Below are 23447 nucleotides of genomic sequence, written 5' to 3'. Positions count from 1 at the left end.
TTACCTTTAGTTTTCGTTGTTATTTTTTAACTCTTCAATCGCTTTCTTATCGAAGAAATATTGTGTACCGCAGCATTCGCACTGCATATCAATTACTCCTTGCTTTTCGGCAAGCATTTCGGCGATTTCATCTTCAGGTAACAACAAAATTGCTGCGCCTGAACGTTCTCTTGAACAACCACACTTGAATTCTGTTGATTGTGGCGGATACACTTCAACGGTTTCTTCGTGGAACAAACGGTGGAGTAATTCTTCTGCACTCAATCCGAATAGTTCTTCATCTTTTGTGGTTGCCGCGAGTGTAGCTAAATGTTCAAAATCCTCCGGTGTGCCGGTACCGTCCGGCATAATTTGCAACAAAGTACCGCCGGCAACGGCTTTTCCTTGATATTCTCCGACATGAATATTTAGTTGTGTCGCGAGTTGTTCGGAACGGGCGAAATAATCTTCTAAACATTCGCGTATAGTCGGTTTATCTAAGGCAATAACACCTTGGTAACGTTCGCCTTGCTCCGGAATAATTGAAATGACCAGCACACCTTGACCAACCATTTCAGCTAGTGTGGCTTTTTCATTGATTTCACCCTCTACGCGTGCCAGCGCTCGTAATTGTTGGTGTTGATTGCCGTTGACGACTGCAAGTTTCAAGGCGCCGTTTCCTTGGATTTGTACGGTAATCGTTCCTTCAAATTTAAGGGTAGCGGTAAGTAAGCTGGTCGCTACTAACATTTCACCTAACAGATTTTGAACTGTTTTTGGGTAATGATGAGTATTCAATGTTTCGGTAAAGGTATCGTTTAGGCGAACCCATTCACCGCGAACGGCACGATTTTTAAAGAGAAATCGATAAAGTTTGTCATTATCTTGAGTGTAATTCATAGAATATCCGAGTTAATATGTTTAAATTTAAGCAGATCGCGACGCTCTTTTTTATTAGGTCGGCGATCAGGATGTGGCATTGATAACGCATTAACTTTGCGGGCAAATGCCAATTTTTCGCGTTCCACCACACTTTTTTCCGTTTCTTGATAAAGCAGCTGAGCCTCCGATGCACCTCGGCGTTGGTCGCTTAAGGCAATAACGGTAATTTCCTTTTCTTCGTTGCCTTGACGCAGTTTAATGGTGGCACCGATTTCAACGATTTTACTGGTTTTAGCGCGTTGACCGTTATAATGCACTTTGCCTCCTTCAATCATGGCTTTGGCTATGCTACGTGTTTTATAAAAACGCGCAGCCCACAACCATTTATCAAGGCGAACGTCGTTGGAATCTTTTTCACTGTTTTTCATAAGCTGTCCGATTTTGAAAACAATGGCTCACAAGATAGGGTTTTTTTTGTTTTTTTCAAGCAAACAAGCGGTCAGTTTTGCGAAAAAATTTGCAAATTGATTAATTTCGCTGTATTCTTCGACAACTCTATTCAACCGAATATCAATTCTGAATACCCAATCTAAAACTAATTAATTTTTAACAAACACATTTCTAAATATCTATGCATCTTACAGAGTTAAAAAATACCCCCGTATCGGAGCTTGTCCGTATCGGTGAAGAACAAATGGGCTTAGAGAACTTGGCCCGCTTACGCAAACAAGACATCATTTTTGCTATTTTAAAACAGCATGCTAAAAGCGGAGAGGATATTTTCGGACAAGGCGTGTTGGAAATCCTTCCGGACGGCTTCGGTTTCTTACGTTCAGGCGATAGCTCTTATTTAGCCGGTCCGGATGATATTTATGTCTCACCGAGTCAAATCCGCCGTTTTAACTTACAAACCGGTGATTCGATTGAAGGTAAAATTCGACCGCCGAAAGAAGGCGAACGTTATTTTGCATTATTGAAAGTGGATTTGGTCAATGAGGACAAACCGGAAGTTTCCCGTAGTAAAATCCTTTTCGAAAATTTAACTCCACTTCACGCAAATTCCCGCCTCCGTATGGAGCGAGGCAACGGTTCAAAAGAAGATTTAACAGCTCGTATTTTAGATTTAGCATCGCCGATCGGTAAAGGTCAGCGAGGTTTGATCGTAGCTCCGCCAAAAGCCGGTAAGACCGTTCTTCTGCAGAATATTGCTCAAAGTATTACCTACAATTATCCGGAATGTGTGTTAATCGTCTTGTTAATTGACGAACGCCCGGAAGAAGTAACCGAAATGCAACGTTCGGTAAAAGGTGAAGTCATCGCCTCTACTTTTGATGAACCGGCGGCGCGTCATGTCCAGGTAGCGGAAATGGTGATCGAAAAAGCGAAACGCTTGGTTGAACATAAAAAAGATGTGGTCATTTTATTAGATTCAATTACTCGTTTGGCTCGTGCTTATAACACGGTGACGCCTGCTTCGGGCAAAATTTTGTCCGGTGGTGTGGATGCAAACGCATTACACCGTCCGAAACGTTTTTTCGGCGCCGCGCGTAATGTGGAAGAGGGCGGCAGTTTGACGATTATTGCAACGGCGCTTGTGGATACCGGTTCAAAAATGGATGAGGTTATCTTCGAAGAGTTTAAAGGAACGGGTAATATGGAATTACATCTTTCACGCAAAATTGCGGAAAGACGTGTATTCCCTGCAATTGATTTCAATCGTTCAGGTACTCGTAAAGAAGATTTGCTTACAACACCGGATGAGTTACAAAAAATGTGGATTTTACGCAAAATCCTTAATCCGATGGGTGAAGTCGAAGCAATGGAATTCCTTATTGATAAATTGATGGTTGCGAAAACCAATGATGAATTTTTTGAAATTATGAAACGTTCATAATCATAAAACGCCTCGCAAGGGGCGTTTTTTATTTTGGGAGTGATGATAATGAAAAACAGTCTCTACGTTTTCATGCTGATGCCGCTCATGGCATCAGCATTAGAAGCCGAACCTCGGGCAATGCCGCAAAACGGTATTGATAAAGCTTTGTTAGGTCAGATTTTGTTTTTTGATCGTTCACTCTCGTTGCACGGTAACCAAAATTGTGCCAGTTGTCATGACCAAGATCATGCATTTATCGATGTTCGTGAAAGTAGTGCAAAAGGTATGGTTTCGCAAGGCGATGACTTAACCAAATTTGGCAAACGGAATGCGCCGACTATGCTCTATGCGAAATTTTCACCGGAATTTCATTTTGATGAAAAATCGCAGCATTATATCGGCGGGCAATTTTGGGATGGTCGAGCGCAAAATTTGCAAAAACAAGCGGGAATGCCACCGCTTGATCCGCTTGAAATGGGAATGCCGGATAAATTATCGGTAGCGAAACGGTTATGGCAAATTCCGATGTATGCCGAATTGTTGACTCACCATTACGGACAAAATATTTGGGATAACGTGGATTCGATTTATGCTGCAATGGAAGATGCTATTGCGGTATTTCAGCAAGAAAAACGGTTACTTGCGCCTTTTGATGCTAAATACGATAAGGCATTAATCGGTGAATATCACTTTACTCCGCTGGAACAGCAAGGGCGTGATCTGTTTTTCGATAAGAATAGAACTCACTGTAGCAACTGCCATCAACTTCATTCGCAGACAAATCATCGACAAGAAACCTTTACTAACTATCGCTATTACAATATCGGTGTGCCAAGTAATCCGTATTTGATTGAACATAACCGACTGCCTGCAGACTTTGTTGATAACGGTTTGTTGGATAACCCGATGGTAAGAGGGGATATTAATCAAAAAGGTAAATTTAAGGTGCCGACGTTACGCAATGTTGCGGTTACCGCTCCTTATATGCACAACGGTGTTTTTCGTGAGCTACGTACAGTATTGCTTTATTTAGATCACTTCAATAATCCTGTAAGAACGCATAATCCGGAAACCGGTAAAGTGTGGGAGGCTTCGGAATACCATCCGACGATCGCTTTTGACGATCTTAAAAGTAAACCGTTATCCGATGAAGATATCGATGCGCTAGAAGCATTTCTAAAAACGTTAACGGATGCACGTTATGAAAGGCTAATCGGGAATAGCAAATAAATCGGAAGGCATTTTTGTCTCATTAAATAAAGCAAATTAAAAGCGTAGAATAAATCTACGCTTTAAATATATGGGGAAATAAGGCTATTTCACTGTTACTCTTGCAAATTTACGTTTACCGACTTGATAAACAAAAGTCCCTTTTTGCGCATTTTGTTTCACATCATCGATTTTTTCGCCATCAATTTTCACGCCGCCTTGCTGTGCAGAACGAATTGCTTCAGACGTGGAAGGTACTAAACCGGCTTCTTTTAACAATGCCGCTAAGCCGATTTCGCCTTCAAAGGTGAATTCAGGCATTTCATCCGGTAATGCACCTTTTTGGAAACGATTGATAAACTCTTGCTCTGCAGTATCGGCATCGGCTTCTGAGTGGAAGCGTGCGATAATCTCTTTCGCTAACAGAATTTTCACATCACGCGGGTTTTTTCCTGCTTCAACATCGGCTTTTAATTGGGCGATTTCTGCCAATGGACGGAATGAAAGTAAGTTATACCAATCCCACATCAATTCATCCGAAATCGACATAATTTTACCGAACATTTCGTTAGGAACTTCGGTCACACCGATGTAGTTGCCCAGGGATTTTGACATTTTTTTCTCGCCGTCTAAGCCGACCAAAAGCGGTAAAGTCATTGCCACTTGCGGTTTTTGCCCTGCGGCTTTTTGCAATTCACGACCGATCAACAGGTTGAAAGTTTGGTCTGTACCGCCAAGTTCAATATCCGCTTCCAAAGCAACAGAATCATGACCTTGCAATAACGGGTAGATAAATTCGTGAATCGCAATAGATTGGTTATTGGCAAAACGTTTTTTGAAATCATCACGCTCAAGCATACGAGCGACCGTATAGTTTGATGCTAAGCGAATCATACCAATGGTACCCAATTCACCTAACCAATCGGAGTTAAACACGATACGGGTTTTTTGCGGGTCGAGAATTTTGTAGATCTGTTCTTTATAGGTTTCCGCATTGCGTAGCACATCTTCACGAGAAAGCGGCGGGCGGGTTGTGTTTTTACCCGAAGGATCGCCCACGGTTGCGGTGAAGTCACCGATTAAGAAAATCACTTCGTGACCAAAATTCTGGAATTGACGTAGTTTGTTTAATACTACGGTATGACCTAAATGAATATCGGGAGCGGTTGGATCTGCGCCAAGTTTTACGCGCAACGGACGGTTTTCTTTTAATTTTTCGATGAGATCTGCTTCGGAGTAAACTTCTTCTACGCCACGTTTCAGTTCGGCGAGAATAGTATCAATAGATTGAGTCATTATGTGTCCTTATTCTGTATAAAGCGAAAAATACTCGGTATTATAACGGGATGAAATGAAAATCATAGGGAAAAGGCGAAAAAAAACGCCTCATTTTGTGGGGGAATGAGGCGTAAGAGTTGGAGTGATTACCTATTATTTTTGAAGTGACTAAATGATATTGATTCTCAAAAACAAAGACAAGTCGGTTTACACTCTTTTACAAATAAAAATGGTTCTCAATTGGGTGATAATTTTATCTACAATATGCTAAAGCGCAAACCATAATCGATTAAGTTTTTCAATTTCAGGCAGATATTCTTTCATTTTGGCGATACAAGCGGTGCGATTGAGCGGATTTTTTGCAAAATAACCGTTCAAAAAGACCGCTTGTTGTGCGGAAATCAGTGCGTTGCCGTGAATAATCATCGCAAGTTCCAATGCCGGATCGGAGACGGCTGCATATTCCCAATCAATTAAAAACAATCTATTTGAACGGGTAACCAAATTGGCAAGGTGGATATCGTGATGGCAAAGTGCCGCTGCAAACGGTTCGACCCGGTTAAATGGCGGTGAAAAGCCCAATTCAGCTTGTTGATTTGAGGAGAGTGTTTTCCATAAAGTATAACAACGCTCGGCAAGATCGAGTTTTGCCAATTTTTTGCCGAAAAAGACCGTTTGTAAATCCAAACGGTGCAGTTTGGCGAGCAATGCTGCCAGTTGTTGCAACAACTGATCGTCGAATTGTTTCGGCTGCTCGCCTTCAAGCCAGTGAAGCAAGGTTTCTTGTGAAGAGACGTAGCAGGGAACCGGTGAGAATCCGAATTCGGCTATGGCTGCCAATATCACCGCTTCTTGCGAGTAGTTTATGCCATAATCCGTTGCCCGTCTGCTCTGCTTGCGCCATACGTAGCGTTCGCCGTTTTCCAGTTCTATCAATTGGCTACACGCGGTCAATCCGTGCAATGGTTGCACGGAACGAACCGCTTGCGCTTTGGTTTGCGTCAACCATGCTAATGCGTTCATCGACTACTGCGTAGGTAAATACGGTAGTTTTCGCTTTCTGTACTCGGTTTGTCTAGCTGCAGGGCAGATTTCTGTTCCGCTTCGAGCTGTAAAGTATGCCAAGGCGGGTTTTCCGCGCCGTTTGTCGTTTGGGTTACACCATCTTTATCGTACCAAATCAGCGTATAGAGCAAGCTAAGCGGGCGAGCCGTTTTGTTAACGACGGTTAAGGCATTCGATGACGCTTCAACATTGATCAACGAATTGATATTCGCCTCAATGTTGACAATCGGCTGAGTTCCATTTGGCAAATAGCTGGTCGGCGAGCTGGAACAGGCACCGAGAAGTAAGCCAAATAGTGCAGGCATGAAGAATTTTTTGAATAACATATTATTTTGCCAACATTTTACCGAGCGGCTCGCCGCCAACAAGGTGCATATGAATATGGAATACTTCTTGTCCGCCATGTTTGTTGCAGTTCATGATCAAACGGTAGCCGTCTTCGGCAATACCTTCTTCTTTGGCAATTTTGGCTGCAACAGTGAATAAGCGTCCTAACGTTTGCTCATCTTCAGCCGTAACATGATTAACGGTTGGGATAAATTTGTTCGGAATAATCAAAATGTGGGTTTTAGCCTGCGGCGAAATATCGCGGAATGCGGTGACCAGTTCATCTTGATAAACAATGTTTGCCGGAATTTCTTTGCGGATAATTTTACTGAAAATAGTTTCAGGGTATTGAGTAGACATAATTTGTTCCTTTTAATCGATACAAGCGGTGAGATTGTCCGATTTTTTTGCAAATTTTGCAAAATTTTCTCACAAACCGACCGCTTGTCTGCGCTACCAAAGCCACCGTGGTACTTTTTGTTGATAGGTGCGGTATTCTTCGCCGAATTTTTGTTCGAGAATCCGCTCCTCCGGCAGAATTTGGAAGCGGGTGATGTAGGCGATAAATCCCCAAACGACCAAAAATGCGAAAGCATTGCCCAGCCACAGCGACCATGCAATCAATAAGCTTGCCAAACCGAGATACATTGGATTTCGGGTAAAACGGTAGATGCCATGCGTAGTGAGACGGACCGTTTTACTTGGATTTAGCGGATTAATTGTCGTTTTGTTTTGGTAAAACGCAATCAGCCCTGAAATATCGACAACCGCGGCAAATAATATAAAAAACAGTGCAGCGGCGCGGTAAATCAGATTGGGTTCGGCATAATTCGGAAGAAAATAGATAATGATTGCACAGATTAACGCCACAAGCGGTGGGGGAAGTTTGAGCGCCATTATTCGCAATCTCCGAGAATTAAATGCGTAAGAGGTTCATCCCAACTTTCAACGGGCAGTTGTTCAACTTGTTGGTTGCGATGAGCCAAACCTACGCTCACTAAATGTTTGGCTTGAGCAAGGGTTCTATCATAAAAACCACCGCCCATACCTAAGCGATTGCCTTGTTGATCACAGGCGACAAGCGGCACGAAAATCATCTCTAATTCGTTTAGCGGTAGAACATTACGTACATCAAGTTTGGGTTGAAGGATGCCGAAGCGGTTGGTTTCCAAATCCTGCGGTGAGTGATATTCCAAAAACAGCAGTTGATGTGCACTAAAAGGATGTAGTACCGGTAGATAAATTTTTTTGTTCAGCGTTTGTAGCCGTTCAATTAACGGAATCGGAGAAATCTCACCGTTAAAAGGCAGATAAAAAGCAAGACGGGTTGCTTGATAGTGTTCAATTAATGTTAATGCCTTAGGAATAATTTGTTGCGCGGCAAAGGTTTGTTGTACCGGTGTTAAGCCGAGACGCAATGCACGCATGGTTTGGCGTAATTGCTGACGAAGTTCGTAAGGGGAAGATTTTGTCATAAATAAAAAAGACCCGAAGTGCCGTCATTCGTTGTGGTCCTTGAACCAGACGGTTCAAGGGAGTCGAACATTACCGTTTTTAGGCTTCTCGTCGAACGAGCCTGCTCACCAACAATATAAGAGCTCAACTCAAAGTGTTTTAAATATCGGCTCAGGGACGTAACTCACAACGTACACCTCAGGCAATAAGAATACTAACGGAATTTGATCGTTTTTCCTAGTGTTCAGATCAAGAAAATGCAGGAATTTATGCTATTAGTCATTTTCTTGAGCAACAGACATGGCATCAATATTCGTTGACTGAAATTTTGCCAATGAATTGTCTAATTGCTGCACACATGCCATTAACACATTTTTATTTTCTACGTTTTTGCGCTGTTCTTGCTCCAGCTCGTAATTTAAATTCAGTGCCACGATAGAAAGCACTTTTTCAAGCTGGATAATGCCGGATTGCTCTTTAAGTACGGCGACACGTTCTTCTAAACGTTGCGCGGACGCTAATAACGCTTCTTGCTGTTCCGGCGGGCAGTAAAGGCGAAGCACCTGCCCAAAAAGCGATAATTCAATATTATTCTTCGACATTGTCGGGAAATCCTCACGAACACAAAAATTTTTGCTATTATGCCACCCTTTGAATAAATCACAAATAATAGGCTATGGCTATTTTGCAATCAAACGAATTTAAACAGCTGATTTCTCAGCTTCAAATCGATTATTCCCCAGCCGAATTTCACGGTTTTTTAAGCGGATTAATCGCCGGCGGTATTCAAGACGACTCTTGGAAAACCTTAACATATCAGTTTATGAACGATGGGCACGCCTTTTCTCAAGCGCCTTTAGCGGCATTGAGCGAATTTTACCGACAATTAAGCGAAAGTTTTGATGAAGCCAATACGCTTTTTTCATTGTGGCTACCTGAAGAGGAAGACGGTTTTGTCTTAGCCGATAATATTGCTGATTGGACGGGGCATTTTATTTCGGGGTTAGGTTTGGCTCAACCGAAATTGTCGCGTGAAAATGATGAAGTGAATGAAGCGATCGATGATTTAGATGAAATCGCCAGACTTGGTTATGATGAAGACGAAAGCAGTGAAGCGTTGCTTGATGCCGGTGAAGAGATTGTTGAATATCTACGCATAGTCACACTGTTTTTACACAGCCATTTTGCCTCACCGAAAATGGCGGAAAAGCCGAAGTTACATTAACGTCTTGAATTTGCAAAAAATCGTTGAAAACTGACCGCTTGTTTTTTCTTGTTTCCTCCTCCACTTGTGGAGGAGGCTTTTCTATTATGAAACTCAAGCGGTTTTACGCGGCTTTACGGTGATAATGCCTTAATGAATGTTCTTTCTGACGGGCGGAGCTGAAAGCGGAAACCCGTTTCAAATAACCAATGACTCTTGTGCCGTAATCAATGTTTTGTGAGCCGCAGCAACTACACAAGCGTAAAGTGCGTTTGTCGATATGCGCGCATTCGTTACAGATGGTGATTTTTACGTTGATACAGAAATAGTTGCAGCCGGTTTGCGCCGCGATATCCAATAGCGAGCGGTAGCCACTGAAACTGAGTGCTTCGTCTAAATTTAAATGCAAGGCAGAACCGCCGTCTAACCACTCCACAAGTTCTTTTCCGTGCAGCATAAATTTATCCAGCGCATTGATCTCTTCATCTTCCACAATATAGAAATAGGAATTGTAGCAATCGCGTGGCACAACATAACCCGCGGCTTTATCCCATTTGGCATTTTTTACCCCAAGATTTTCCGCCGGGACAAATTCGGTATTAAATTTCACGCCGTATTGTTTACAAGCGGTCTGATTTGCTGAATAAATTGCAAATAAACGTTGGCGGACAAAATCAACATATTCCGGATTATAGCCGACTTTAATGCTATGAAATTCCGCGGCTTCCGCCATACCGTTAATGCCGATGGTGAGGAATTGCTTATTCAGCGAGATAAATCCGGCATCATAAACCGGCAGCATTCCTGCGGATAAATATTCTTCCATCAATTTGCGGTACGCATATTGATATTGATGAATTTTACCGACTTCTTCAGTTAAATTCCGCCCGTCTTGTTCCAAACGGTTCATATTTAGGGTGATGACATTAATCGAACCGGTCGCCACGCCGCCTGCACCTAACGAGTAGGAAAACGTATGGTCGCTGATTTCGTTACGTAAACGGCAGCAGGAGGCGAGAGAATCAGGGTTATCCGATTGATAGATAAAGAAAGAATTTCCTTCGGACAGCTCTTGTGCCATTTTATCGGCAAAATGGCCGTCTTTACATTTGCCGTTTTCGGTCAGCATGGCGGCGGTCACGACCGGAAAAGTCAAGATGGCTTTGCTACGCTCTTTATTGAACCAACGCATAAAGAAATCTTGTAAAGCGGAAACGGTGTGCCAATTCGGTGCGGATAAATCGGGGAATACAAAATCACCGAACATTGCATCGAAATAATAGCGGTCGAAAACCGAAATATTCCAAAATACACTTTGATAACCGCGTGCTGCTGCGGGTTGGTTCAAACTATAGATGACTTGCTGTAGATGGCTTTCGACTTCATTATGGTGCGTTTCAAGATAATTCTCTCCATAATCTCGGCGGGCGAAATAGTCAAAATAAGTTAAAAACTCCACGGTAGCCACCGCCCCGGCAAATTGTGAGCTGATGGCGAAGACTAAATTGATAAAAGAACCGCAAAAAGATGCCAGATGGTTTGGCGCTTTGGATTCGCCGCCGAGCTTACTCAATCCGTCGTGCAAGAAAGGGTAGAGTGTCACTGAAACACAATAAGGTTTCAGGCTGGTTTCATCGTGAACGTAGATTTCATGATCTTCAATTTGACGTAAATATTCTGCGGCTAAATCTTTTCCGAAAAGTTCTGCTATTTTATTACTGACTTTAGCGCGATTAACCTGCACAAAGAAATCCTTCATAAGTTCATTTTCCATTGTAGCAATGTTCTTTTGGCTGACATTGGCATTAGCATCCATTTTTGAGCCGTCCGCCGCATTATTTGCTTGAATATAATGGTCGATAAAATCCAGCTTCCCTTGGAGTTGTTCCGCATTAAGTCTGATCATTTCGTTGTTTCCTTCAGAAAAAGAGGGTTGAGATTTTCGCCGCTGCGTAAATCGATAAAACGTTGATTCGTCGTTAAACTGTTCAGTCCGCCACGTTCGGCAATCCACCTGCCGGTTTTTAGGTAAGTGAGATACTTGATGAGTGCTTGCGGTAATTCATGCCGTTCCAACCCGGTATAAAGACAGGTTTTTAAACCGTGTTGACGAACTAACTTTAACAGACGGATGAGTGTTTCCGCTTGCCATTCGCCCCCCATAAACAGTACGCAACTGATCAAGCCTTGATATTGGGTTAAACGCTGTTGAAGATATTCTTCCGTTAAAAGTATGCCGCTATCAGCTTTCCAACTATCGGCACTATGGCAGCCTTTGCAACCTAGCGGGCAGCCGTTAATTAAAAAGGCAAGAGAAGTTTCATTCGGCACTTCCTGCCAGACAATTTGTTCGCTGCTGAATCTAAGCTGTTGCATATATTAATTCACTATATATTGTGTTTTTTTGTTGTTTGAAACACAATATGTAGTGTATAAGGTTTAAGGGTAAAGAAAATTGATAAAAATCAAAATTAGGCGAATCCTTTCAAACTGTCAAAAAACAGATTAAAGAAATCAATGAATTAGGATTTGTAAATTTGAGGCGTGAATTACTTCGTCAGCCAGTTGCGCAATATTTGTTCACCGTGTTCGGTGATAAATGATTCCGGATGAAATTGCACGCCGTAAATCGGCAAGTATTGATGGCGGATTGCCATCAATACGCCTTGATCGCAAGAAGCGGTCATGACAAGCGGTGTGTTTGCGAGAGAATTTTGCAAAATTGCCCAAGAGTGATAAAGCCCGATATGAAAAGAATCGGGTAACCCTTCAAACAAGGGATTAGGAGAATGCTGAACCAATGAGCGGCGCTGACCATGGCGGACTGTTTCAAGGTTGTACAAAGCTCCGCCGAAAAATTGACAGAGGGTTTGATGCCCAAGGCAAACGCCCAAAATCGATTTAGCATGGTGGTAACGCTCTAACAGGGCAAACAGTTGAGGATAAGCACTCGGCACATCAGGACCGGGTGAGATCATAATGTGGCTGAAATGTTCCACGGCGTCTAAATCAAGGTCTTCGACGGAGACGACTTGCATCTCAACCCCGATTTTTCGCACCAAATCAACTAGGTTAAATGTGAAGGAATCGTGATTATCAATAATAAGTAGCATGTTGTTGTGTGATACGGATATTCATAGCACGAAATTATACGTGATATTCGTCATCGCCAAAAATGATCTTGTTTGATTTTTCAAAAATCTGCTCGATGGTGATTTGCTTCATGCTTTATCTTCTTGCTCTTTTATTACTTCCAATTTTGCGACATCCCAATCGCTTTCCAGTAATTCTACTTTCGGAACGATTTGGCTTGCTTTGCTTGAAAGATGTTGGAAGCGGTCGACTTTGCCTAACAACCCTTGTCTGCCGACTAACGATGTAACTGTTTGGTTGTATTGATGACTGGCGCTGTTCAGAGTGCTGCCAAGTTTTGCCAAACGGTCAGCAACCATACAAACCTGATTGTAAATATCGCCTGCTTTTTCACTGATTTCACGCGCTTCCGTATTTCCGCGTTCGATACGCCATAAGTTTGCTACGGTGCGTAAAATCGGCATTAAAGTCGTATGCGAAACCAAAATGACATTACGTTCGTAGCCGTAGTTAAATAGTTGAGGATCGTGTTTCATCGCTTCAATATAAGCGGGTTCTATCGGCACAAACATCAGCACGAAATCGGGGCTTTTAATCCCAATAAGATTGCGATAGTCCTTTTTAGAAAGCCCGTCTATATGCGTGCGCAACGAACGGCAATGTTCATCCAACGCCTGTTGAATTGCAAAATTTTCTTCAGATCTGACCGCTTGATCGTAAGCGACCAGCGATATTTTACTGTCAATGATAAGATGTTTGCCGTCCGGCAAGTTCACCACAAAATCCGGCGCAAACCGTTTACCTTCTTCATCGCGATAACTCTCTTGTTCAACATAATGTTCACCTGCGAGTAACCCCGCCGATTGCAATGCACTTTCCAACTGAATTTCGCCCCAGTTACCTGCAATTTTATTATTACCTTTTAATGCGGTAGTGAGGTTTTGCGCCTCTTGCGACATGGATAAACCAATTTCCAGTACCCGTTTAATTTCCGATTCCAAATTGGTGTGACCTTTAATGGATTCGCTATGGATTTCGTTCACCCGTTTTTGAAATGCGTCGATTTGCTCTTTAAACGGCTTGAGCAGCAGGTCTAAAGCGGATTGGTTGGTTTCCGAAAAAGATTTGCTTTTTTCGTCCAAAATCTGTTGAGCCAGATGTTGAAATTCCACATTCAGTTGTTGGCGAACCTCCATAAATTGACGTTGTTGAGCATCAAAATTGCTCTGTTTTTCATGCAGTGTTGTGCGTAATTCCACTAATTCTTGTTGTACTTGAGAAAGTTGTACTTGTAGCGATTGTCTCTCTTTTTCCTTATTGATTAAGTTGAGTTGGGCATTTTGCAGTTGATCTTCCAACCCATCGGCTTTGGCTTGTGATGAACCGATGCGTTCTTTGAGTTCATTGATATAGCTTTCCAATTGGTTTTCTTGGTTTTCGGCAAATTCCAGTTTCTGTTGTAGTTTTTGAATGGAAAGATCCCGCTCCGCTAAACGTTCGTCAATAGACTCGGCGCGGGTTTGTTGTTGAATCGCCCACTGCTCAACCTGATTTTTTTCTGTATTTACGGCTTCGTATTTTTGTGAAAGCTGTTCAAGTTGAGTTTGGATTTGTTGGAGATCTTGCTGTAACTCAATGGCATCGCGTTTATAACGTGATTGTGTAAATAGCAGCAAAATTCCGATCAATGTTAAGCCGGCGATTGCCGCATATAGCCAAATTTCGTCAATAATCATAATCAAAATACTGTAAAAAAATATAGTGGTATTTTACGGATTTTTAAGGGCGGAAATCAATGAAAAAATGCGGGAGGGTAGAGGCATAAATCTGCCGGGATATGTGATACCCGACAGTGGTGTTAATGAGATTACTCTTTTTTCTCAGTTTTGTTATCGCCTTCTTCTTTTTCTGGATCGAATTTGACGACAGGAATACAACCGCGACATCCACCTTGGTCGACGCCGAGATCCTTGCAAAGCTCATCATATTTATCGAGTAGGTTTCGAAAAAAGCCTTTTTGTTGTTCCGCCATATTGTCACCTCTTTTTGCAAAAAATGGGGGAAAAATGACCGCTTGTAACGACTTTCCTCCAAACAAGGAGAAAAGGATAAACTATATCGTCGCAGTTTTGGGCACAACTTTCAAGCGGTAACGCTTATCCGCCATACACAGCACCCCGCCGAATACCATAAACAGACCGCCGAACCAGATCCAGCGGATAAACGGTTTGTAGTAAAGTCGTAGCGCCCAAGAACCGTCCTCTAAGCGCTCGCCTAATGCCGCGTATAAATCCCGAGTGAAACCCCAATCGATAGCGGCTTCAGTCATTCCCATTTTACTGACATTATAAAAACGTTTTTCTGCATATAATGTCGATGCATATTTGCCGTTTTGGGTAATTTCAAGCTCCGCTGTACCGCCGATATAGTTCGGGCCGTTGCTATCACGAATGCCTTTGAACGTGAAGTTATAATCTAAAATTTGTGTGGAATCGCCGACCTTCATTCGCACATCTCGTTCAATACTGAAGTTTTGGCTAAAGGCGATACCGAATACCGTGACCGCCACGCCCAAATGCGCGAGTATCATTCCCCAATGAGAGCGGGAGAGTTTCAATAATCCGGCAAAGAAAGTATGACGGTGGGTGGCGCGTTGATGTAACTCATACAGGCTCAGCGCCACGATGATCATAGACATCATGGTACCGAGAACGACGCTAACAGTGATTTTACTCGCAAAGAAATAAGGCAGAGCAAAGCCGAGAGCAATCATCACGACTAACGAAATGACTACCGGTTTACGGATTGCAGAAACTTGGTCGCGACGCCATTTGACTAACGGACCGATTCCTAATAAAAAGGCGAAAGGTACCATTAAAATCATAAACATTTGATCAAAGAATGGCGCACCGATAGATATTGTACCTAAACCGATCTGTTTGTGAATTAGCGGTAAAATCGTGCCTAAAAAGACTACTGATAAAAATGCCATCAGTAACACGTTATTCAATAGTAATAGTGATTCGCGTGAATAGCGTTCCGAATTGTCCGTACTTTTAATTTTGCTGCCTTGATAGGCGTAAAGCAGTAGTGAACCGCCAATCACGATCACCAAATAGGCCAGAATATATAAACCGCGGGTTGGGTCAGAAGCAAAAGCGTGAACCGACACTAAAATTCCCGAACGAACTAAAAATGTACCGAGCAAGCAGAGAGAAAATGCCATAATTGCCAATAACACAGTCCATGCTTTAAAGGTGCTGCGTTTTTCGGTGACGGCGAGTGAGTGAATTAAGGCTGTTCCGGCAATCCACGGCATTAAGGAAGCGTTTTCGACCGGATCCCAAAACCACCAACCGCCCCAACCGAGTTCATAATATGCCCACCAAGAACCAAGTACGATTCCTAATGTGAGAAACACCCAAGCAGCAATTGTCCATGGGCGAGACCAGCGCGCCCAAGCGGTATCTAAACGCCCGGTCATTAAGGAAGCGATTGCAAACGCGAAAGCCACAGAAAAACCGACGTAGCCCATATAGAGTAGCGGCGGGTGGAAAATCAATCCGATATCCTGCAACATCGGGTTGAGCTCACGTCCGTCAACCGGGAAATCCGGAAATGTGCGGTCAAACGGGTTAGATGTAAAAATAATAAATACTAAAAAGCCGATACTGATTAAGCCCATGACCCCCAGCACTCGCGCTACCGCTTCTTCCGGCATTTGACGACTGAATGTTGCCACTGCAACGCTCCACAAAGAGAGTAGCCAAATCCAAAGTAGTAATGAACCTTCATGGGAGCCCCATACCGCAGATAAACGGTATTCAAGTGGTAAGGTACTGTTAGAATTATTCACGACATATTGCACGCTGAAATCATTGACAGCAAATAAATAAAAAAGCGAACCGAACGAAATCGTCAGCGCAATGAACATCGCCCAAGTCATCGGGCGAGCAAGGGAGGTTAATGTGGCATTATGTTTTTCGGCACCGATAATCGGTAATACCGCAACCAACAATGCGATTGCCAAGCTGAGTGCAAGGGTATAATTACCTAATTCTGCAATCATTTGTTGTCTCCCAACTGATAGCGATCACGCTCCGATTTGCCTTTCAGATCCGCATCGGAAATCCCCATCGGTTGATGCTGTTTTTTCATTTGATCGTTTAATTCCGGCGGCATATAGTTTTCGTCGTGTTTTGCTAGCACTTCTGTTGCTTTCAGTTTGGTTGGTTCGATTAACGTCCCTTGTGCAACAATACCTTGTCCTTCACGGAATAAATCCGGCAGAATGCCTTCATATTCAACCTGAATAGACGGACCGATATCGTTAAGGTCAAATACCACTTTGAGGGTTTTATCATCACGTTTCACCGTTCCGTCAACCACCATTCCGCCTACACGAATACGTTGACCGACTTCCGGCTTGGTTTTTGGGTCATCATTTTTGCCATACACGATTTCTGACGGCGTATAGAATAAGTCAATATTTTGACTCAATGCATAGAGCGTTAGACCAGCGGCAACAGCAACCCCACTTAATACTGCTACTACCACTTTCAGTCTTGATTTACGTCTTGGATTCATAAATAACCCTTAAAAAATAAATAAGTAATCACACATATTGTTTTATATACAATCACATATATGAAAGTATTTTATCAAAATTCCCTCATCGGGTCGCTGGTTATTTTGTTGATTGGCGCGTTTGCAAAAGCCCGTTCACATTACATTCTAACCAATCGACTAGTTGATAAATCCGTTCAGCCGCTTGTCTGCCATAATCGGTTAGTGAATATTCCACGTGTGGCGGCACGGTATGAAAAGATTTACGGTTAATCATCCCGTCCCGCTCAAGTTGTTGTAACGTTTGCGTCAGCATTCGTTCACTTACACCGTCGATCTCTTTACGCAGCTCGCTGAAACGTTTCGTGCCTTTTAATAACACAATCATAATCAACCCGCCCCACCGACCGGTTAGGTGCAATAACATTGCTCGCGAAGGGCATTTTGCGGAGAGAACATATCCCCGCTTAATGTTCTGTGACGCTTTTTCTTGCATAGGATTTCCTGAGTATTTAAGCGATAAAAAATAGAACTTACCTTTTTAATGTACTTCTTAAAAGTAAGTTGGTGAATGGTAAGGTATCACGGTAGGAAAGACAATCCGAGAATCTGCTTTTATTGATTTATCGCAAACTCGTTACAGAGAAATACAAGCGGTCTGAATCGGCAAAAATTTTGCAAATTCAAATAGTTTTCATTGGTTGTGCAAATTAAAAATTCATTTTTAATTTGTTTTACATATCATTTACCTTTCTTGGGTTGAAATAACAATGTGTATAAATCATGATATTGCCAGTGATTTATTTTTATCCAATAAATTGGAATGCACCTAGAGTACCAAGGCTAAAATTATCTGAGAACTAAACATTTTTAGTTTTGTCTATCGGCGAAATAAATTAAAAACGATAAATAGATATGAACATTTTTTATCCATCTAATCTGTGCGAGTAATTTAGGAAGAATTATCGTGAAAAATACATTAACAGATCGCAATTTATTATCAATGGAGCAACGGATTGCATTCTATTCTCATGATACCATGGGGTTGGGGCATATTCGTCGTAATATGCTACTTGCTCAATCGGTACTCGAAGCCTGTCCTCAAGCGGAAGTGTTGTTATTATCCGGAGTCCGTGAATCGGGGGCTTTCCCTCTACCAAAAGGGGCTGATTCAGTAACGATGCCAACCTATTTCAAAACGAAGGAAGGTAACTACATTCCTCGTTCATTAGGTAGCGATATAAAACGTTTGGTTAATATCCGTAGCCAAATTATCCGTGCGGCGTTGGATGCTTTTGAGCCGACAGTTTTTGTAGTGGATAATGTCCCACGAGGTGCCATGAATGAATTGGACAGCATTTTGCCGGTTTTGGCTGCAAAAGGCGTACATATTGTTCTTGGCCTACGCGATATTATTGATGAACCGGATGCGGTATTACATCAATGGAATCGATTGAAGAATATAGAAATTATCCGTCTTTACTTCTCCGAAATTTGGGTTTACGGAGACCCTCGTTTATTTGAGCTTACTAAAGAATATGAATTTGATGCAGAAATTAGCACTAAACTTCGTTATGTCGGCTATTTAGATCAAGCTCGCCGGATTGAACATCATGGGGTAGATTCGGTTTTAACCGAAATTGAATCACCATATGTGCTTTGTGCGATGGGAGGTGGGCAAGACGGTTTCCAACTGGCTAAAGCCTTTATGCAATCTACTTTACCTCATGGCTGGAACGGATTGTTGATTTGTGGTGCGTTAATGCCAGAAGAACAACGTGATGAGATCCATGAGATGGCACAACAACGAGATGACATTCATGTTATTGATTTTGTCTCTGAGCCACTGAAGTTAATGCAGAATGCTGAGCGTATCATTTCAATGGGTGGCTATAACACTACGACTGAAATCTTATCTTTTTATAAGCCCGCATTAATTGTTCCACGAATTATTCCAAGAACGGAGCAGCTTATTCGTGCCGAACGTCTGGCGGAAATGGGAATTATTGATTGTTTGCACCCGAACGAATTAACTCCTAAAAAACTTACCGAATGGATGGCAACATCGAAATCTTTTTCTAATGCTCGTGATGTATTGGATTTTGATGGTTTGGATAATGTTGCGAACCAAATTCTCCATATTTTTAAAAATAGCTCATCTATTTAATTAGTTAACGACTTATTGTTAGGGAGGCCTTGGTTATGAATACACATTTAGATGTGACACCACTCTATATTGGTTATGTACTTAAACGTTATCCGCGTTTTTCAGAAACCTTTGTTGTAAATGAAATCCTAGCGCATGAACGCGCAGGTACAAAAATTGATATTTTTGCCCTTGGTCCGGTCATGGAAACCCATTTCCAAGACGGTATTTCGCAGGTTAGAGGACCGGTTACCCGCCTAATTGACAAACAGCGTAATACGGAAAGTTTATGGGAATTATTCCAACAGGCTTTTGTTGAATTACCTAATTTTGCAACTAAGCTTGCAGAAGCGAAAGGAAATATCCACGAAATTGCTCAAAGCATATTGCTAGCAATGGCGGTAAGAGAACGAGGTATTCAACATCTTCACGCACATTTTGGTACACAGGCAACTACAGTAGCAAGACAAGCAGCGATTTTTGCAGAGGTAACTTATACCTTCACAGCTCACGCTAAGGATATTTACTATCAATATAAGGAATCAACAGAGTTAGGGCTAAAAATGCACGATGCAGTGGCCACAGTCACAGTTTCTGATTACAATCTCTCCTATTTACGTGAGCAATATGGTAGTGACGCTGATAAAGCCGTACGTATTTACAATGGTATGGATTTACGTAAATTCCCTTATCACTCGATGGAATCGAGAGAGCGTCATATCTTAGCTGTAGGACGTTTAGTACCGAAAAAAGGATTTTGTGTATTACTCGATGCGTTAGCTATTTTAAAACAGCGTGGAGTGAATATGTATTGTACTTTAGTCGGTGATGGTGGTTTGAGAGAGTCATTACAGGAACAGATCGATACATTGAATATTGGCGATATAGTAAAAATGGTAGGACCGATGCCTCAGCCTGAAATTATTAATTTAGTCACTAAAGCCAGTATGATGGTTGCACCTTGTGTGATCAGTGATGATGGTGATCGAGATGGTTTACCGACAGTATTGCTGGAGTCTATGGCACTTGGAACACCGGTTATTTCCACACAAGTGGCGGGTATTCCGGAATTAGTGCAAGACGGTATAACGGGATTATGTATTGAAGCTCAGAATCCAGAAGCATTAGCTCAGGCAATCGAACGATTATTAAATGATAAAGAGTTGAGAAAACACCTTTCACAACAAGCAAGGGCTTTGATAGAACGTGATTATGATGAGGATAACAACTCAGCATTATTGCGTGAAATTTTTAAACAAGCCATTGTAAATACGGATGTTAAATAGTGGGGAGGGATATGATGCGAGTTGCTTATATTTGTGCTGATCCGGGTATTCCGGTATTCGGAACTAAAGGTGCATCGGTACATGTACAGGAAGTGATTAAAGGGATGCTAAAACGCGGATTAGAAGTCACTTTATTTGCTCAACGTTTAGATGGTGATGTGCCGGAAGAATTAAAAAATATCAAAATTCATACTTTGAATGCTCTACCTAATACTTCTAAGGAAGAGCGAGCTCGTGCAGCTTTGGCTGCCAATGACGAGGTTATCGCGTTGTTGGAAAAAAACGGCCCGTTCGATTTAGTGTATGAGCGTTATTCTCTATGGAGTAATGCAGGTATGCGTTTTGCTAAAAAACACGGGTGCGTCGGTTTGTTAGAGGTAAATGCACCGTTAATTGAAGAGCAGAAAAAACACCGAGAGTTGCCATTGGAGAACGAGGCGCAAGCAGTAGCAGAAGAAGTGTTTGCGAAAGCGAATGCAATGATTGCTGTTTCTCCGGGGGTACAACACTATTTAGATAGCTTTAAAAAAGCTCTTGGTAAAACCTATGTGGTAGCAAATGGAGTTGCATTAGAACGCTTTGTTCCTGCCGCCACAACAAATGCGTTAAGGTTAGCACAATTAGGCAGAGATTCTGAATTGACAGTTGGTTTTTTAGGTACACTTAAACCGTGGCACGGAGTTTCAATTTTAGTTGATGCTTGGTCGATATTACGTTCTCGAGGGTATAAAGTCCGCTTGTTGATTGTGGGGGACGGTCCTGAATACCAAACGCTTTATGACGATATCAAACGACAAGGATTATCCGATTATGCCCATTTTACTGGAGCTGTGCAGCCAGAAAGTGTGCCCGAATGGCTTGGTCAGATGGATGTTGCCGTTGCCCCTTATCCGAATATGGAGAAGTTTTATTTTTCGCCATTAAAAATTTATGAATATATGGCAGCAGGTATACCTGTTATTGCTACTAATGTGGGACATTTAGATAGTGTAGTAGAGCACAATCATAATGGTTTATTAGTTGAAGCTGAAAATCCTTCAAAAATGGCTGATGCGATTGCAACTTTATTTGATAATCCTCTTGAAGCCCAACGTTTAGGGGCTGCAGCTCGCTTAACTGCAGAACAACACCACAGTTGGTTAGCCGTGGTAGATCGTATTCTGGATATCGCATGTTCTTGCAGAGTTAGCTAAGCGAGGAATACATGAATAAAAAGAAAAGCGGGAATGCTTGGTGGGCGGTCGCTTATCGATTTAAAGATTATATCCGTCCGGAACGTATGCTGATCATCGGTGCTTTGTGTGCCTTATTACTCGCCACCGCAATGCGTTTACTAAAACCTTTACCATTAGCTTTTGTTGTCGATTATGTGCTATTGGATGCTGTGAATACTAGTGATATTAGTTCGACTAAAGAGGTTAAAGCCCATGGGGGGATTATTGATTCATTACTGGTAGGAATAGATTCTACCTATTTATTATGGGGATGTGCAGCTGCGGTAGTTGTTATTGCCTTATTAATGGCGGGAGCAAGCTTTTTTAGTACTGTAGGTTTAGCGTTAGCCGGTAGCCGTATGTTGAGTCATGTTCGCAGTAATTTATTTATTCATCTCCAGCGCCTTTCATTGAAATTCCATTCTCAGGCAAAAACTGGTGACCTGACGATGCGTTTGATTAACGATATTGGTATGTTACGTGAGGCTGTTGTTACTGCATTGATGCCAATGTTGGCCAATGTCTTTATTTTAGTCGGTATGTTTGGTGTGATGCTCTATATCAATTGGCAGTTAACATTATTAGCTATTGCTTCATTACCGATTATGTGGTGGACAACTAATCGAACGGGTAAACGTATTCACGAAGCAAGCCGAGCACAGCGTAAACAGGAAGGGGCTTTAGCTTCTAAAGCAGCAGAATATATGAGTTCTATTCGTACTGTGCAATCGCTTTCTTTAGAAGATGAAACGGTCCGTAGTTTTGCCGGAGACAATGCAAAAAGTCGCCAGCAAGATGTGAAATCTAAGCGTTTAGCAGCAGGTTTGGAACGCCGAGTTGATGTGCTGGTTGCTATTGTTTCTGCACTTGTATTATTACAAGGTGCTTATTCGGTATTAGCCGGCAAAATGTCTCCGGGAGATTTGCTTATTTTCGTCTCTTATTTGAATAATTCTTTTCGACCAGTACGTGAATATGCCAAATATACGGGGCGGCTTTCTAAGGCATTGGCAGCAGGAGAGAGAGTTGTTGATCTGCTAGATCAAGTGCCTGAAATCCAAGATAAACCGGATGCTAAGGAACTAACAAATGTTGTAGGAAGAATCAATTTTGAACATGTCAGTTTTGGTTATACCGAAATTTCTGAAAATCCAATGCCAGTACTCAAAGATATTCACTTCCAGATTGAAGCAGGTGAGAGTGTTGCAATTGTTGGTCCATCAGGAGCCGGGAAAACTACAATTACTAGTTTATTATTAAGGCTATATGAAACCAATAATGGAACGATACGTATTGATGGACATGACATTTGTGATTTTACCATTGCTAGTGTGCGTAAGCAGGTTGCAATGGTTCCGCAAGATAATTTACTGTTTGGACTAAGTATCCGTGAAAATATCGCATTAGGCGCAGCCAATAACTTTGAACAAGTGACAGATGAGCAGATTATTGAAGCGGCTAAATTAGCAAAAGCTCATGATTTTATTGTGGCATTACCTGAAGGTTATGACACGATATTGAGCGAACGAGGAGGGACACTTTCCGGTGGTCAACGTCAGAGAATTTCGATTGCTCGAGCTGCTATTAATCAAAGTGCGATTCTTATTTTAGATGAACCGACGGTCGGTTTAGATAAAGAGAGTGAAAGTTATGTGATTAATGCTCTCCATGAACTAATGAAAGGACGCACAACAATCATGATTACCCATGATTTAGCCTTTGCGGCACAAACCGATCGAATTCTTTTTGTTGATGATGGAGTCGTAGTCGAACATGGCAACCATAAAGAGTTATTAGCAAAAAACGGTAATTATGCTCATTGGTGGAAAATGCAAGTAGCCACTCAGGTTGTTTAACTACTATATTG

24 protein-coding genes and 1 other RNA gene are annotated in these 23447 nt (G+C 42.1%); 7 read left to right on the top strand and 18 right to left on the bottom strand.

Annotation, left to right across the window (positions count from 1 at the left end; all coding sequences use genetic code 11):
* Positions 1-6 precede the first annotated feature (6 nt).
* The gene (hslO, locus tag ACEYJ7_RS05665) at positions 7-879 is read right to left on the bottom strand and encodes an Hsp33 family molecular chaperone HslO (protein WP_373778113.1); all 873 of its coding nucleotides are present in this window, start codon (positions 877-879) and stop codon (positions 7-9) included.
* Positions 876-1289 (bottom strand): ribosome-associated heat shock protein Hsp15, encoded by a 414-nt coding sequence (gene hslR / locus ACEYJ7_RS05660; RefSeq protein ID WP_373778112.1) that lies wholly within the window; start codon positions 1287-1289, stop codon positions 876-878. The genes hslO and hslR overlap by 4 nt, the downstream gene beginning before the upstream one ends.
* A gap of 203 nt (positions 1290-1492) precedes the next feature.
* Here hslR and rho point away from each other — a divergent pair, with 203 nt between their 5' ends.
* Both rho and ACEYJ7_RS05650 read left to right on the top strand, forming a co-directional pair.
* Positions 1493-2755 carry a transcription termination factor Rho gene (gene rho, locus ACEYJ7_RS05655; RefSeq protein ID WP_373778111.1) on the top strand — a complete coding sequence of 421 codons (1263 nt, stop codon included), beginning with the start codon at positions 1493-1495 and terminating at the stop codon, positions 2753-2755.
* 48 nt (positions 2756-2803) lie between these two features.
* On the top strand, positions 2804-3967 hold the full coding sequence (locus ACEYJ7_RS05650) for a cytochrome-c peroxidase (protein WP_373778110.1): 1164 nt from the start codon (positions 2804-2806) through the stop codon (positions 3965-3967).
* Between the two features lie 84 nt (positions 3968-4051).
* On the opposite strand, the gene tyrS is transcribed toward ACEYJ7_RS05650, so the two are convergent.
* From tyrS to ACEYJ7_RS05610, 8 genes are all read right to left on the bottom strand, one after another.
* The gene (tyrS, locus tag ACEYJ7_RS05645; protein WP_373778109.1) at positions 4052-5242 is read right to left on the bottom strand and encodes a tyrosine--tRNA ligase; all 1191 of its coding nucleotides are present in this window, start codon (positions 5240-5242) and stop codon (positions 4052-4054) included.
* 249 nt (positions 5243-5491) lie between these two features.
* On the bottom strand, positions 5492-6247 hold the full coding sequence (locus tag ACEYJ7_RS05640; protein ID WP_373778108.1) for a phosphotransferase: 756 nt from the start codon (positions 6245-6247) through the stop codon (positions 5492-5494).
* The gene (locus ACEYJ7_RS05635; RefSeq protein WP_373778107.1) at positions 6244-6615 is read right to left on the bottom strand and encodes a YcfL family protein; all 372 of its coding nucleotides are present in this window, start codon (positions 6613-6615) and stop codon (positions 6244-6246) included. The genes ACEYJ7_RS05640 and ACEYJ7_RS05635 overlap by 4 nt, the downstream gene beginning before the upstream one ends.
* A 1-nt stretch (position 6616) precedes the next feature.
* Positions 6617-6976, bottom strand: a complete 360-nt coding sequence (hinT, locus tag ACEYJ7_RS05630; protein WP_373778106.1) for a purine nucleoside phosphoramidase — start codon at positions 6974-6976, stop codon at positions 6617-6619.
* 93 nt (positions 6977-7069) lie between these two features.
* Positions 7070-7513, bottom strand: a complete 444-nt coding sequence (locus ACEYJ7_RS05625) for an isoprenylcysteine carboxylmethyltransferase family protein (RefSeq protein WP_373778105.1) — start codon at positions 7511-7513, stop codon at positions 7070-7072.
* Positions 7513-8091, bottom strand: coding sequence for a 5-formyltetrahydrofolate cyclo-ligase (locus ACEYJ7_RS05620; protein ID WP_373778104.1), 579 nt, complete (start codon positions 8089-8091; stop codon positions 7513-7515). The genes ACEYJ7_RS05625 and ACEYJ7_RS05620 overlap by 1 nt, the downstream gene beginning before the upstream one ends.
* 6 nt (positions 8092-8097) lie before the next feature.
* A non-coding RNA gene (gene ssrS, locus ACEYJ7_RS05615) (6S RNA) lies at positions 8098-8279 on the bottom strand.
* 67 nt (positions 8280-8346) lie between these two features.
* Positions 8347-8673 (bottom strand): cell division protein ZapA, encoded by a 327-nt coding sequence (locus tag ACEYJ7_RS05610; RefSeq protein WP_373778103.1) that lies wholly within the window; start codon positions 8671-8673, stop codon positions 8347-8349.
* A 74-nt stretch (positions 8674-8747) separates the two neighbouring features.
* On the opposite strand from ACEYJ7_RS05610, the gene ACEYJ7_RS05605 reads away from it, so the two are divergent.
* Positions 8748-9296 carry a UPF0149 family protein gene (locus tag ACEYJ7_RS05605; protein ID WP_373778102.1) on the top strand — a complete coding sequence of 183 codons (549 nt, stop codon included), beginning with the start codon at positions 8748-8750 and terminating at the stop codon, positions 9294-9296.
* A 103-nt stretch (positions 9297-9399) separates the two neighbouring features.
* Here the strand turns inward: ACEYJ7_RS05605 and nrdD are convergent, their stop codons facing one another.
* The 8 genes from nrdD to ACEYJ7_RS05565 form a co-directional block, all read right to left on the bottom strand.
* Complete coding sequence (nrdD, locus tag ACEYJ7_RS05600; RefSeq protein WP_373778101.1) at positions 9400-11181, bottom strand: anaerobic ribonucleoside-triphosphate reductase; 1782 nt, start codon at positions 11179-11181, stop codon at positions 9400-9402.
* Positions 11178-11651 carry an anaerobic ribonucleoside-triphosphate reductase activating protein gene (nrdG, locus tag ACEYJ7_RS05595; RefSeq protein ID WP_373778100.1) on the bottom strand — a complete coding sequence of 158 codons (474 nt, stop codon included), beginning with the start codon at positions 11649-11651 and terminating at the stop codon, positions 11178-11180. Before nrdG ends, nrdD begins: the two co-directional genes overlap by 4 nt.
* A 173-nt stretch (positions 11652-11824) precedes the next feature.
* Positions 11825-12388, bottom strand: coding sequence for an anthranilate synthase component II (locus tag ACEYJ7_RS05590; RefSeq protein WP_373778099.1), 564 nt, complete (start codon positions 12386-12388; stop codon positions 11825-11827).
* 108 nt (positions 12389-12496) lie between these two features.
* On the bottom strand, positions 12497-14104 hold the full coding sequence (rmuC, locus tag ACEYJ7_RS05585) for a DNA recombination protein RmuC (protein WP_373778098.1): 1608 nt from the start codon (positions 14102-14104) through the stop codon (positions 12497-12499).
* A gap of 131 nt (positions 14105-14235) precedes the next feature.
* On the bottom strand, positions 14236-14400 hold the full coding sequence (locus tag ACEYJ7_RS05580) for a DUF5363 domain-containing protein (RefSeq protein WP_373778097.1): 165 nt from the start codon (positions 14398-14400) through the stop codon (positions 14236-14238).
* A gap of 81 nt (positions 14401-14481) precedes the next feature.
* Positions 14482-16437 (bottom strand): heme lyase CcmF/NrfE family subunit, encoded by a 1956-nt coding sequence (locus tag ACEYJ7_RS05575; protein WP_373778096.1) that lies wholly within the window; start codon positions 16435-16437, stop codon positions 14482-14484.
* Positions 16434-16955 (bottom strand): cytochrome c maturation protein CcmE, encoded by a 522-nt coding sequence (gene ccmE / locus ACEYJ7_RS05570; RefSeq protein WP_373778095.1) that lies wholly within the window; start codon positions 16953-16955, stop codon positions 16434-16436. Before ccmE ends, ACEYJ7_RS05575 begins: the two co-directional genes overlap by 4 nt.
* A gap of 100 nt (positions 16956-17055) precedes the next feature.
* Positions 17056-17430: a winged helix-turn-helix transcriptional regulator gene (locus ACEYJ7_RS05565; RefSeq protein ID WP_373778094.1), complete on the bottom strand. Its 375-nt coding sequence runs from the start codon at positions 17428-17430 to the stop codon at positions 17056-17058.
* Between the two features lie 471 nt (positions 17431-17901).
* Between ACEYJ7_RS05565 and ACEYJ7_RS05560 the strand changes: the two genes are divergently transcribed.
* From ACEYJ7_RS05560 to ACEYJ7_RS05545, 4 genes are read left to right on the top strand one after another with little or no spacing between them, the layout of a single operon-like run.
* Positions 17902-19101, top strand: coding sequence for a glycosyltransferase family protein (locus ACEYJ7_RS05560; protein WP_373778093.1), 1200 nt, complete (start codon positions 17902-17904; stop codon positions 19099-19101).
* A gap of 35 nt (positions 19102-19136) precedes the next feature.
* Complete coding sequence (locus ACEYJ7_RS05555) at positions 19137-20366, top strand: glycosyltransferase family 4 protein (protein WP_373778092.1); 1230 nt, start codon at positions 19137-19139, stop codon at positions 20364-20366.
* An 11-nt stretch (positions 20367-20377) separates the two neighbouring features.
* A complete protein-coding gene (locus ACEYJ7_RS05550) occupies positions 20378-21559 on the top strand; it encodes a glycosyltransferase family 4 protein (protein WP_373778091.1) in 1182 nt (393 codons plus the stop codon).
* 11 nt (positions 21560-21570) lie between these two features.
* A complete protein-coding gene (locus ACEYJ7_RS05545) occupies positions 21571-23436 on the top strand; it encodes an ABC transporter ATP-binding protein (RefSeq protein WP_373778090.1) in 1866 nt (621 codons plus the stop codon).
* Positions 23437-23447: the final 11 nt, after the last annotated feature.

Origin of the sequence: Glaesserella sp., from assembly GCF_041814905.1 — a bacterium.
Lineage (GTDB): Bacteria > Pseudomonadota > Gammaproteobacteria > Enterobacterales > Pasteurellaceae > Glaesserella.
The sequence above is the reverse complement of the archived record's forward strand: the minus strand, read 5'-3'. Positions and strand labels throughout refer to the sequence as shown.